At 38.9% G+C, this 13,192-nt stretch carries 11 protein-coding genes; 9 read left to right on the top strand and 2 right to left on the bottom strand.

Going from position 1 to position 13,192, the window contains the following annotated elements; translation table 11 throughout:
* Window positions 1–49: 49 nt before the first annotated feature.
* From deoC to AC4PL9_RS10735, 7 genes are all read left to right on the top strand, one after another.
* Complete coding sequence (deoC, locus tag AC4PL9_RS10765; protein WP_491604759.1) at window positions 50–796, top strand: deoxyribose-phosphate aldolase; 747 nt, start codon at window positions 50–52, stop codon at window positions 794–796.
* Entirely contained in the window at window positions 793–1,590 is a 798-nt protein-coding gene (locus AC4PL9_RS10760; protein WP_491604758.1) for a 3'(2'),5'-bisphosphate nucleotidase CysQ family protein, read from the top strand. The genes deoC and AC4PL9_RS10760 overlap by 4 nt, the downstream gene beginning before the upstream one ends.
* Entirely contained in the window at window positions 1,590–3,185 is a 1,596-nt protein-coding gene (locus AC4PL9_RS10755) for a hypothetical protein (RefSeq protein WP_491604757.1), read from the top strand. Before AC4PL9_RS10760 ends, AC4PL9_RS10755 begins: the two co-directional genes overlap by 1 nt.
* A complete protein-coding gene (locus tag AC4PL9_RS10750) occupies window positions 3,185–4,669 on the top strand; it encodes a hypothetical protein (RefSeq protein ID WP_491604756.1) in 1,485 nt (494 codons plus the stop codon). Before AC4PL9_RS10755 ends, AC4PL9_RS10750 begins: the two co-directional genes overlap by 1 nt.
* A 61-nt stretch (window positions 4,670–4,730) precedes the next feature.
* Window positions 4,731–5,429: a copper resistance protein NlpE N-terminal domain-containing protein gene (locus AC4PL9_RS10745; protein WP_491604755.1), complete on the top strand. Its 699-nt coding sequence runs from the start codon at window positions 4,731–4,733 to the stop codon at window positions 5,427–5,429.
* A gap of 2 nt (window positions 5,430–5,431) precedes the next feature.
* On the top strand, window positions 5,432–6,082 hold the full coding sequence (locus AC4PL9_RS10740) for a 4'-phosphopantetheinyl transferase family protein (RefSeq protein WP_491604754.1): 651 nt from the start codon (window positions 5,432–5,434) through the stop codon (window positions 6,080–6,082).
* The gene (locus AC4PL9_RS10735) at window positions 6,054–6,806 is read left to right on the top strand and encodes a phosphoglycerol geranylgeranyltransferase (RefSeq protein ID WP_491604753.1); all 753 of its coding nucleotides are present in this window, start codon (window positions 6,054–6,056) and stop codon (window positions 6,804–6,806) included. The genes AC4PL9_RS10740 and AC4PL9_RS10735 overlap by 29 nt, the downstream gene beginning before the upstream one ends.
* On the opposite strand, the gene AC4PL9_RS10730 is transcribed toward AC4PL9_RS10735, so the two are convergent.
* Window positions 6,793–8,910, bottom strand: a complete 2,118-nt coding sequence (locus AC4PL9_RS10730) for a 7TM diverse intracellular signaling domain-containing protein (RefSeq protein ID WP_491604752.1) — start codon at window positions 8,908–8,910, stop codon at window positions 6,793–6,795. The two genes, AC4PL9_RS10735 and AC4PL9_RS10730, sit on opposite strands and share 14 nt — an antisense overlap.
* 65 nt (window positions 8,911–8,975) lie before the next feature.
* Window positions 8,976–9,950, bottom strand: coding sequence for a T9SS type A sorting domain-containing protein (locus AC4PL9_RS10725; protein WP_491604751.1), 975 nt, complete (start codon window positions 9,948–9,950; stop codon window positions 8,976–8,978).
* Window positions 9,951–10,318: 368 nt separating this feature from the next.
* Between AC4PL9_RS10725 and AC4PL9_RS10720 the strand changes: the two genes are divergently transcribed.
* Complete coding sequence (locus tag AC4PL9_RS10720; RefSeq protein WP_491604750.1) at window positions 10,319–12,268, top strand: tetratricopeptide repeat-containing sensor histidine kinase; 1,950 nt, start codon at window positions 10,319–10,321, stop codon at window positions 12,266–12,268.
* 43 nt (window positions 12,269–12,311) lie between these two features.
* Window positions 12,312–12,962, top strand: coding sequence for a response regulator (locus AC4PL9_RS10715; protein WP_491604749.1), 651 nt, complete (start codon window positions 12,312–12,314; stop codon window positions 12,960–12,962).
* The last annotated feature ends 230 nt before the right edge of the window (window positions 12,963–13,192 follow it).

Genomic DNA, 13,192 nt, shown 5'->3' with positions numbered 1-13,192 from the left:
TCTTTGATATTTACAATCTATTTTCGCATTTTTGAGTAAATTGTACTCTATGAAGTTACTGGCCAAAGAATTATTCTCCTACATCGATCTGACAACTTTGAATGCTACGGATTCAGTTTATTCAGTTGACAAGCTGATTGACTTTGCACTCGATAACGAGATACAGGGAAATGCGGTGGCAGCAATCTGCGTTTTTCCCAATTTTGGGGAACATGTTGTATCACGTCTTACAAATTCGAAAATTCATACTGCGGTAGTTGCAGGAGGGTTTCCACATGGTCAGACATTTACCGGATTAAAGCAAACAGAAGTTCAGGCTGCGGCACAAAGCGGAGTAGACGATATTGATATTGTTCTCAACAGAGGATTGTTCTTCGGCGGAAATAAGGAAGCAGCAAAGAAAGAAATTGTGTTATTGAAGCAGAGTTCCGGGCAAACAAAACTAAAAGTCATACTGGAAACAGGGGAATTAAAAACAGATGAAAATATTCGAACAGCTTCTGCCCTTGCCATCTCTGCTGGAGCAGATTTCATAAAGACTTCAACAGGAAAGTGTGAAATAGGAGCGACATTCAAAGCTGCGCGAATCATGTGTCAGGAGATCCTTAAAGAATTTGAATTATCCGGAAAGAGGATCGGATTTAAACCGAGTGGGGGAATTCGAACTTTTGATGATGCAGCTTTATATAGAGATGTTGTGTTGGCAGAGTTAGGTGAAGATTGGTTAACTCCAGATCTCTTCCGTATCGGAGCCAGTTCTTTAGCCGGAGATCTGTTAAAACTAATCAATTCATGACCATCAATCAATTCAATAGTGAAGTTCAGGCGGCCATTCGCGCAGCTATTGCCGCTACGGATGAGATTCTGGATGTGTATGTGAACGATTTCGACACGATCATTAAGTCAGACGGAAGCCCGGTTACCGAAGCCGATTATCGTTCTTCACAGATTATTGAAGAATTTTTGGCGTCTACAAAAATTCCTATCATTGGTGAGGAGATGAAAAACCGGGATTTCAAAGAAAGAAAAGACTGGCACAAATGTTGGGTGATAGATCCGGTTGACGGAACAAGAGAATTTGTGAATCGAAATGATGAATTTGCCATAAATATTGCCCTTGTGGTAGATGAGAAACCGGTATTTGGATTAATTGCTTCTCCGGTCGATCATTACATGATGTTTGGAGGTAAAGAGATGGGATTGTTTCAGGCATTCTACACAAATTCTTCTCCGGATATTGAAGAAATTGATAAAGGTGAAAGTGAGAGTTCGGATTCAATAGTTGTATTGACTTCCCGTAGTCATGATTCAGGTATGATTACAGATTATCTGGATAACCTGGAAGCAGTATATGGTGAATTGACGTATCTGAGAAAAGGGAGTGCGTTGAAGTTTATTGATCTTGTTAAGCAAAAGGCACATAGCTATCCGCGATTTGCTCCAACTATGGAATGGGATATTGCAGCCGGTCAGGCGCTACTCGAAGCAGCTGGAGGAACCGTTCTAAATGCTGAAACAGGTTTGCCATTGACGTATAATAAACCCAATCTGTATAATCCGTTTTTTGTTGCTGAAAATCTACCCGGATAGTGAAATTCTTCCTGTATATTCTACTACTTTTTCCTGTTGCACTTTCAGCCCAGCAGCGATTTTATCCCATGGTGGATTTTTATAAAGACAGGCTGTATCATACAACGTATGAGGTACTACCGGATTCAATTTACACATATACCTATACAGGAGCATCCTTTTTTCCGGAAACAGAAGAAACCACATTTCAAATCCACTATTTAAACGAAGATAGGAAAGAAAGAAAATGGTTGGGGAGAAAGTTGTTTCAAGAGCACTTTTTTGAGATCAAAGGCAATGGATACTTTATAACTGTGAATCCTATTGTAGATTTCTCATTGGGACGCGATTTACATGCTGTAACAACGACGAATTTATTTTGTAATACGAGAGGGTTTGAAATAAAGGGTGATATTACTGATAAAGTTTCTTTTTCTTCGGATTTTAGAGAAAATCAGCAACGATTTGTAGATTACCAGGCGCAGTATATTACGCAATCCGGAGAGTATTATCCTGGGGCAGGAAATTATACACAACAGAATGGCTCTGTTCCGGGCGCAGCAAGGACAAAACCTTTTAAAGGAGATGCGTTTGATTATGCCTATGTTACAGGATCAGTGACGTACCGTCCTTTCCGGTTTCTAAGAGTGTCTCTGGGTAATAACAGACATTTTGTAGGTTCGGGATACCGTTCAGTGTTACTTTCTGATTATTCAGCGAATGCCCCATATTTGAGGTTTTCGTATCGGATCAATAAAAAGTTAAGTGGGGAAGCGATCTATGGACAACAACTGAACCTGCTTCGGACGGAAATCCAGTCAAATGCTACTGAGCGACAATATGAAAAGAAAGGTTTTTCAGCCCACTATTTTACGTATAAACCCTGGGAATTTGCTGCAATCTCCTTTTTTGAGTCTACCGTATGGGACAGAGGTGATTCTACCGAAATCAGAAGAGTACACGGGTTGTATTATAATCCAGTTCCGGTTATAAATACAGCTGTTTTAGGAACAAAAGGAGCCCGATCCAATTCGATGGTGGGAATCAATATGTTGGTTAAATTACCGGCTCACTTTCATGTATATGGTCAGCTGGCGTTAGATGATTTTGCATCGTTTTCACCGGCTTATCAGATTGGTATGAGATGGTCAGAACCTTTTCGTATCCGGAATTTATTTTTTCAGTTAGAATACAATACTGTTCCGGAAGGTTTTTACACACATCCTAACCGAAGGTTAAACTTTTCGCATAATAATTTACCATTGGTTCATCCTGTAGGGAATAACTTTTCGGAGGCTATTGTGCGCTTGTCGTATGAATGGAAACGGATGGCTATTGAATCTAAAACAAATCTATATCGTACGACACGGGGTCTAAACACTGGGATGTTGGGGGATCGATTGTTGGCCGTATCTTCCATTCCTTCTGTGATCGAAAACGGGCGTCTATTCTTGCAACAGGTAGATATATTGTATCGGTTTAACCGGATGAATAATCTGCAGATCTTCCTATCAATGTTGTATCGTAAAGAAGCATTTCCCTCATCGGGTTCGCAGACATTATATGTCGGTTTTGGGTTGAGAACACAATTAGAAAACCGATATTTTGATTTCTGATGAGAATACTATTGATTGTCATAGGCGTTTTGGTTTTCAGGTTGGCATATAGCCAGGAGAGATTACTGTGGAATACATATTTTGTTGAAGACTCAACGGAATCAGACGGGTGGAAATCATTTGATCATCACACTTCTATTTATCCGCAAATTGCCGAACGTCGAACGGATATGAAGAAGGACACGGTCAATTACACGCATACAAATCTGTTTTCTATATTTCCGGTTGCTGACCTTGTCGGAGGGATTACCGAAAACAGATTGGATCTACGGACGGGAGTGGGAGTGGGCATGGAATATGCTCCGGTAAAAGGCTTATACATGCAGTTGGGGTATGTCGGAGGACTGGCAAACAGAGACGCTATTACATATTCAGGAGGCGCATATCCTACCGCATTTTTCAGATTTCAGAATCAGGGATTTACAACCTATCAGTACCATGATCTTAGAGGAAGAATCAGTTATTCTCCCAATAAATTCTTTAATTTTCAGGTAGGATTAGATAATAACAAATTTGGTGAGGGAGATCGTTCTCTTTTATTAGATGGTTATGGAACACCCTATCCGTTTGTTTCATTGCGCTTGCGTGTGTGGAGAGCCGAGTATGTAATTTTGCACCAGCTTTTGCGTGAAAGGGATTTGGCAGGAGGTTTTTTCAGAAAACATGCTGCAACACACTATCTGAGCCTGAATCTGTTCAAAGGATTTAACTTTAGTTTTTTTGAGTCTGTTATTTACAGTGGTAAAGCCGGTAGTCAGAGCCGCCCTTTTGAGTGGGAGTACCTAAATCCTTTTATTCTGTATCGACCTGTGGAGTATGGCTTAGGCTCTTCCGATAAAGTACAAATAGGAATTCAGTTGAGTCAGAAAATTTATCCGTCACTTCAGGTGTATGGGCAGTTGATGATTGATGATTTTCTGTTGAAGGAAATCATGGCGGCGAATGGTTGGTGGGCGAATAAGTTTGCTGCTCAATTAGGGGTGAAAGGAAGGAATGTATTTGGAATAAAGGGGCTGCGATATCTTACAGAAGTGAATTTTGCCAGACCCTATACATACACCCATGGGACAACCGGACAATCGTTTACACATCAGGGAACTGTATTGGCACATCCTTATGGGGCTAATTTTGCAGAGTGGAATACGCGTCTCAGGTATGTTGGTGATAGGTGGGACTTTAATGTCGATGTTGTCTATGCATTGAGGGGAAGTGATTTTTCTGACAGTATTTCCTGGGGGGGAGATATACTTCAGTCGTACAATAACCGACCTGGAGAATATGGCTTTTATATTGGAAACGGAGATAAGTATAACTGGACAAAAGTACAAGTAACTGCGGGCTATATGATCGTCCCAAAGTGGAGAATGAGGGCTTTTGTTACCGTTGAATATCTGGGAAAATCTCATGGGGGAAAATTAAGAAGTTACCTGGGAGGTTTTTTGGGACTTAGAACCGAATTGTGGAACGATCCCCGAAATTATTAAAACTTAATTCAGCTGTAACCGGAAGATTGGGGAGATTTGTATCTTAGCAAAAAGGATCGTGATGAAATTTTATACAGCGAGTGTAATAGTGGCTGCTTCTTTTTTCTGGTTTTCCTGTGCGGGAGAGTCAGAAATGAAAAGTGAAGAGAGTAATGGTACAGAGAGGCAATACATAGAAGAGGTTTCTCCCGGAGTTTTTAAAGAAGTATTACCCTGTGCTGATTGTGAAGGGATTGAAACAGTAGTTCATCTCAAGGAGGATGGAACTGCGGTAATTTTGGAAACGTATCTCGGAGAAGATGAAATTCCTTATGCTTCTTTTGGTGAATGGAAATCCGATAAAGGTAATGTAACAGCATCTTTTCCGGATCGTGATATTAGGTATAAAGCACAGCGGGATGCTATTGAAATGGTAACTGATTTTGATGTGGAGCAAGCTACAACATTGGATTATACGCTTGAAAAATCAGGTGAAAAAATTGACCTTTCAAAACCTTTTTGGGCAGATGTTCATTATTTCTATATGGCAGATGCACATATAGTGAAATTTGGTGGTAAAACGTATCCGGTAGTTGCAGATTCAACAAATATGGAAATGGAGCAGATCTTTTTGAGTACGCCAGATTCACTTCGTGAGGATTTTACGTGTCGCTTACAGCTACAGTTGGTAGAAGCGGTAGATATGGAAGGGACAAATAAGGAACACGTGAAAATCATTAAAATAGTTGAAATTCCTAGGGTTGCTGAGACAACAAAGTAAGAATGGTGTACGATTTTAAAAGAGATTCAATCAAAGTCAACGATACTGTTAGGGTTGAGTTGCTGTTTTTCGATGATTTTGAAATAGATAACTACATCGCGCAACTTTCGGATTCGGAGCGTCTGCGGGTTGATAAATTTTTGCTGCCAAAGAGAAAGAGAGAATTCATTGCTACCCGATTGCTGAAGAACGAGCTGTTTGGAAGTGATAGTGTGATAACCTACAGGGAAAATGGAGCTCCATTTCTGGAAAAAGGTCCTGCTATTTCTATCAGTCATGCTCCGAATGTAGCCGGGATCGCTTTTTCAGAAGATTTTTCAGTTGGTTTTGATCTGGAACCTGTACGGGAAAAAGTCCACCGGATAAAAGAAAAGTTTTTGCACAGAAGTGAGTATACGAACTTTGATTCCACTTCGACAGCCGAGCTGATTAAACTTTGGTCCTCAAAAGAGGCATTATTTAAACTGGCCGGACGGGAAGGAGTGATTTTTGCAGAAGATCTGTGCCTGATTCCACTATCTGAAAATCGCCTGGAAGGTAATTTTAGAGTGGATGACCAGTGGTTTACTACAGAAATAGCTATTTTTACGAAAGGAGACCTGATTATCACTGTAAATACAAACAATGTACAAAGGACGAAGAACGATTTTTAATGAAATTTCCGGTAAAACAGGACAAATTGCTGTTCTTGTGGATCCTGAAAAAACGAAAGAGAAAGAAATCATTGCTCGTCTGGCGCAAAAAGCCGAATTTGCCGGAGTAAACTACTTTTTAGTAGGAGGAAGTACCGTTTCTGCAAAAGATCTCAAACAATGTATAACTCTGCTAAAACAACATACAAAACTTCCGGTGATCCTATTTCCTGGGGCTTCACACCAAATTTCGAATGATGCGGATGCTTTGTTTTTTCTGAACCTTATTTCAGGACGTAATCCGGATTATTTAATTGGTCATCATATTGCTGCAGCTTCTGAGTTGCAGGAAATGAATCTGGAGATTATTCCTACAGCTTATGTATTAGTAGATGGAGGGAAACAGACTTCGGTTCAGTATGTCAGTCAGACAACTCCTATTCCCGGTGAACAATTTTCAATTGCCCGAAATACAGTTTTAGCGGGTATGATGTTGGGGCTTCAGTTGATTTATTTTGATGCCGGAAGTGGAGCCTATAATCCGGTTCCGACTGACTGGGTCTATAAATTGAGGAAGGAAATTCAAGTGCCTATTATTGTAGGAGGAGGAATTAAATCAGTAGATACGATAGAGAAATTCAAAGAAGCAGGAGTTAACCTGATTGTCATTGGAAACCATATTGAAGAAAATATTGACTTTCTATTAGATATCGAAAGCTACAACCGGAAAATTAAAAAAGCCTGATAGTTAGAATACACACATCATCTACCTGTTCTTCCTCCTGTTTCCAGCTACTAAATTCTTCTAATAACTGATCTGTTAGTTGAGGGAGTGAATACGATTGATTACTCAGTATATAATTCCTGAGATTCCGGCTCTTGTATTTTTTTCCCTTTTCCCCTCCGAACTGATCTGCAAAACCGTCTGTATACAATACCAGCGTGTCTCCGGGTAAAAGAGAAACGACGTGTGAGGTAAACGGAGTTTTATTTTCTCCCCAACCGATTGCTTGTTTGTCGGGAGCAATCTCCCGAATGGTGTTTTCATGTTCCGAAAAAACCCATAGTGAATTGTTTGCGCCAGCCCAGAATACTTCCTGCGTGGTAGTATTCCAACAAATAAGACTAATATCCATCCCATCCCGGATTTGATTCTCGGTTCCGGACAGATCTTCTTTTAATAGTTCATCAACCTTATCCAGAATTTTTCCGGGAGTAATCTGATTTACTTCATCAAGGGCACTATTCAGAGCATTATGGCATAAAACGCTCATCATTGCTCCGGGTACACCATGTCCTGTACAGTCAGCGACTGCAAAACAGATGAAGTCTTGTTCTTCCCTTCGGATATTTTTTAGCCAGTAAAAATCTCCGGCAACAATATCACGGGGAATATAAAGAATACCATATTCAGGAAGTGATTGATCCAGTTTTTGCAGGGATGGAAGTATAGCGTCCTGTATGCGTCTTGCATACGAAATGCTACTGACCATTTCGTTATTCTTGAATTCAAGTTCTGCATGCTGACCTTCTATCCGTTGTTTTTGCTGAACAACTTCTCGTGTCCGTTCCTTGATTTTTATTTCCAGTTCCTCATTGATTCTTTTTCGGAATTCATTGACCTCATTAAGGCGTTTTATGGCTTTCTCTCTGAGTTGTTTGAAGCGGTCTACAATTGCAACGGATAAAAGAATGACCTCAAGAGCAGATCCGTATTGCATTCCGTAATCTGAGAAGGGATTGGATTCAATAACGCCGAAATTTTTAAGAACAAATGCACTTACTGCAATAATGAGCACCAAAAAAGCAAGTGTAAAGTAACGCGCTGATTTAAAATGTTGCTTCCATGCATACAGGGCAACCGGGATAATGGCAAGTGTAAGCAGGAGGGTAATTCCGTTAATAGCGAGAACGGAGAAATAATAGATGTGCGTATTAGGAATAACCGAAAGCACGGAGTTGAGGAGAACTACGTAGCTGATGATAACAAATACGCGATCTATTTTCGGAAGAATCTTTTTAAGTTGAAGAAAGGATCGGACAAAGAGGATCAGAAAGAACACACCCATTGAAGCAAACAAGGGATTGATGTGATTCGCTAAGAAGCCTGAATTTGTCCAGGCAAACTCCTTCCCGAAACCATTTAAAGAGAGCTGAAGAATTCCCAGGCTAAACAGGTAGCCGATATAGTAAAGTGATAGTCTCTCTTTCATGGAGAAATAGAGAAAAACATTGAAGAGAAGAACGAAGAGCAGTATTCCAAAATAGATTCCGAAAAAGAACTGGTGAGAATGATCCTGTTCAAGTATCGTTTTACTGGTTTGGAAGGATAATCCGAAGTGAAATTGTTCGCCGCCATTATTCATCCGTATCAAAAAGAAAGATTGTTGCTCTGCCGGGAGAGAGGTAAATACATTGGGATACCTGCTGTCTAGGGATCGCATAGAAAAATCGCGTTGATCTCCTGTTTGGCCCGTTATTTTGAACTGGTGAGCTTCCTGATCCCAGTAGTACACATCAATAACATCAATAATAGGGTTGTCAAACTGTAAGTACCCGGAGACATTTCGCGTATGTGGATTCTCTATGATAAATGCGATCCAGACATCTTCCCGTGCAAATCCAAAATTGGGACTTTTTTTAGTGTACAGGGAAAATGCAGAAACTATATCCTCAGGGGTTGTTTGTTCGGAGAGTTGAAACTCGCGAATTCCGGAGTGGTAATAAAGAAGTTTTTCTCCTTCGATTTCGAGGGGACTTTCTACTAGCTCCGAAATATAGGGAGATGTTGTAGCTGACAGCTGTGAATACATTAAACAGCCAAACAATAACGAAAGAATACTTCTCATAAGAAAACCAGTTCACCTGACCAATATACGGTAAACAGGTAAAACTGGTTTTCGTTCAATAGTATTTATCGTATAATAATACGTTCTGTCGTAACAGTTCCGTAGTTCTTATCAAGAATGCGGAAAAAATAGGTGCCTGACATGACATCATTCAGTTGAATTTCAGTAATACCTGTAAGATCCATTTGTTTGATTAACGTTCCTTGCATACTGATAATTTGAAGAGAGCTTCCTTCTGCTACTTCATCCACAAATAAAGTAGTTCCTGTTACCGGATTAGGATAAAAGTATACGTTGTCAGATTTTGTATAATCTACACTAATCACCCCTTTTTCTTCTTGAGTTCCGTCGTAGTCAACCTGTATCAATTTATAATAATTGACTCCTTTTACAGGTTTCTGATCCTCGAACCTATAGTTTTGTTCAACAGTAGTTGTTCCTGCTCCCTGAACGTAATCGATCGTTGTAAAATCTGTTCCGTTCGTGGATTTCTGAATGATGAAGTAATCATTGTTTCTTTCGCTGGCAGTTGTCCAGTTTAGCCCGATTCCGTTAGTATTTCGAACACCTTCAAAGGCAATAAGTTCTACAGGTAGAGGAGATCCTGCCAACTCACATGGAGCATTTACCTGATTACTGATACCAGGGCCCTGAATGTGTATTGTAGCCTGAACAGGAGGTTGTGGAATTTGATTCCTGTCATCACATGGATTAACCAGAACAGCCATAACAACTCCTGTACCACCTTGCTCCGGTAAGTCGAAGCTTAATAGATCATTTCCTATATAAAGTATTCCGTTCAGTGTATTCAAACCACCTTTTGGACTTTTTCCTCTGAAGTTTACTGAATAGAATAAGTTGATTCCGTAATTGACAGTGGAACCACAATCTGATGGAGTGGTAAGTTGTACAATCTCGTACGGAGTTAATGAGATCGTGACTTCATACCCGGTTCCGTTGGAAGATGTAAACGTACATTGAGACAAACTGTAGTTAGAGATTAATGTCATCAATAATACAAGTGTAGATACGATTTTCATGGTGTTTTTTCGGTTGTTTTTTATTTTTATTATGCGTGCATAGTTAAAATGCAGCGCAAAGTTACATGGTTTTTTAGTTACCAAACAATAAATAAAATGTTAATTAATATTACTTTTCGACTAGTTGGCTGTTATTGCCGGCAAGTAGTCTATTATGTTTGTTTAGTTGCTTTTTTCAGCCTATAAAAGGAGATTCTTCTTTTAATTGATTATGAAGGAGTATATATTTTGATGTTTCTAGCTAGGTAAGGGAAAAGCAGGAGTTACCGATTAGCGATGTTTGAATAGTAAAATAAGTTGTTGTTTTATTTTTCAAATTGTTAAAAAAATATTACATTTAATCGCCAACTTATGAAATCCCAAAATACATGAAATTATGCATATTTTGTGTTGTCAATTTAATGATAATCACTTGCTTTGGACAGAATAAAGAACAATTAGAAGAACAGTTTGATAGTTTAGCCAAAAATATAAGACAGAGTACATATTATGACTCCAGTTCTGTGTTCTCTTATGGAGATAGCGCAATAAAAATTGCAAGAGAACTGAAGGATCTTTCAAGAGAAGCTTTGATTTATCAGTATTATGGTAACTACTATTATTTTTCCAGAAAAAAGGTTTCGTCGGCACAATACTATATTAAGTCCAAGAAGCTGGCGAAGAAAAATGAAGATTGGACATTATACAATACTACATTGATCCGCGAAGCGTTTATTTTAGTGGACAGTGATAGTTATACCGCTGAAAAACAATTCAAAGAATTACTGGAAAAATCAATTGAAAGAGGAGACGGGGAGAACATTGTTGAGTGTTATAATGGATTGGGAATTATTTCTGAATCGCGTAGTAACCGGAACGATGCGATGGATTATTACCTCAAAGCACTAAAGTCTGCGGAAAAAATTGATTCTAAGTATCATATCAGTATGATGCTTAATAACATTGGCCTGATCAAATTTTATAATAAGCAATATGAAGAAGCTGAAAAAGATTTAGAAAGGGGATTGAAGTATGCGGAAGAACTGGGCGAGGAACGCCTTGCTTTTAATCTACACAACAATTTGGGGCTAATTTCAACTGAAAAGGGAGATTTTGAAGCGGCTCGTGAACATTATGGAAGTACTTTAATAAAAGCTGAAAATCTGGGTTTTCCGCAAGGTATTGGTGTGACACTGTTAAACCTCAGTAATTCGTATAGTGAATTAGGAAAGAAAGACACCGCACTATTATACATAGATTCTGCCATACATATTTTCGAAATGACGGGTGATTACCCGTTCTTGCCAAAAGCCTATTTTCTCAAAGGTTCTGTTATCAGATCCTTGGGTAATTTCAAAGAGGCTTTAGAATATATTGAAACCGGACTGGATTATGCGGATAAAGTGGGGTCAAAACAAGATGAAGCAAGTGGTCTCCATTTTAAATCAATGATTCTAAAAAGTCTGGGGCAATATGAAAGCGCGCTTGCAGCATACGAAGAATTTTATTCTTTGCATGATAGTCTTGCTGAAGTAAATAATGCAGAAAAAATGGCTGAATTACAAGTTATTTACGACCTGGAAAAGAAAGACGCTGAAATTGAGCTGCTAGCCAAAGATAATGCACTGAATAATTCGAGAATCAATATAATTATTATTAGTTCGGTATCCTTTTTGGTTCTTGTTTTAGCGTTTTTCCATAATCGTCATGTACGATTAAGAAGAAAGCAGCAAAGAGATTATACGCAAAAATTAATCTCGAATATTGATGAAGAGCGATCGCGTATATCCAGAGACCTTCATGATGATATCGGGCAGTCTTTATCTGTTATTAAATCAAAGATAAATTTATACCGACAAGGTAAAATTGAAAACCTTGATGGATTGGATGGAGAAGTAGGAGAAATGATTAACCAGACGCGTAATCTGTCGCACACACTTCACCCTTCCTATCTGGAGAAAATAGGTTTAGTAAGATCAATCGCTTCTTTGACGGAGCGTGTGCAGAAAAGTTCGGGAATCGTGTGCAGTTATGAAGTGACGGAAGCTGCTGACGATTTACCACTCGAAATCCAGACACAACTATACAGAATTGTGCAGGAGTCCATTAATAACACAATTAAACATGCGAATGCTTCAGCCCTTAAAATTATTTTGGTACAGCAGGGAGGGTATTACCAGTTTGAATACATGGATAATGGAAGAGGGTTTACAGAAAAGGAAATATCTGACGGTATAGGTTTAAATACGATCCGGGAACGCGCACGTAAAATTGGAGGTAGAGCTATCTTCTCTGATAATAAAGGAAAAGGTTTCCGTTGTGTCATTCGTTTCGAATAGTTTGTGTGCAAAAAATGTAAAGAAATAATTATATCTTTATCCCATGAAAGTTGTTATTGCTGATGATCACCCGATTTTTAGAAGTGGCGTAAAATCACTTTTAGAGACTTCTTTTGAGGACATAGAAATTCAGGAATTTACAAACGGAAAAGAAGCTGCAGATTGTATTCTTAAAGAATCACCTGATATTGCAATTCTAGATATTGATATGCCGGTAATGACCGGTTTACAGGTGTGTCAGGAAGTGGGCGAACAATCAGAGACAAAACTGGTCATCCTTACGATGTATAATGATATCGAAATGCAGCGAAAGGCCTTTAATAGTGGGGCAGTTGGATATCTCGTAAAAGACCATACTTCAGAAGAGCTGGTGCAATGCATTCACGAGGTGTTGGAAGGGAAAAGATTCTCTGCTCAGGGCTTGCGAAAAATGGAAGAAGAAAGCGAGGGGAAAATAAAAAATCTGCTTAAAAAGTTAGAGCAGCTGACGCAGGTTGAGTTGAAGACATTGAAGTTAGTTAGTCAAAAATATACAAGTAAAGAAATCAGTGATTTATTATTTATATCTGTTAAATCAGTTGAGAATTATAGATCACGTATTTGTAAGAAGCTGGAATTGGATGCCAGAAACAACAGCCTTCTACTTTGGGTCATGGAGAACAAACCCTATTTGGATGAAATAGAAGAGTTTTAGGACTTCATTTAAGTAGAGCTACTATTTTGTGTTATTTATTTAACAAATCAACGTAATATTTTATTAATTGAGGGGGCAGCCCTCTGTTTAGCAAGGGTTATCTTAAATACTTTTGCTTCTGAAACAATAACCGGATTACTACTGATAACACTTTGCTTCTTAGTTGAAAGTTAGGTGTTTCTCGGTTTCAAAAAGAACTTAGTTTACTATTATGAAAAGGTTAATAACTT

This window comes from Wandonia sp. (assembly GCF_984588085.1).
This window is presented reverse-complemented; position numbering and strand designations above follow the sequence as displayed.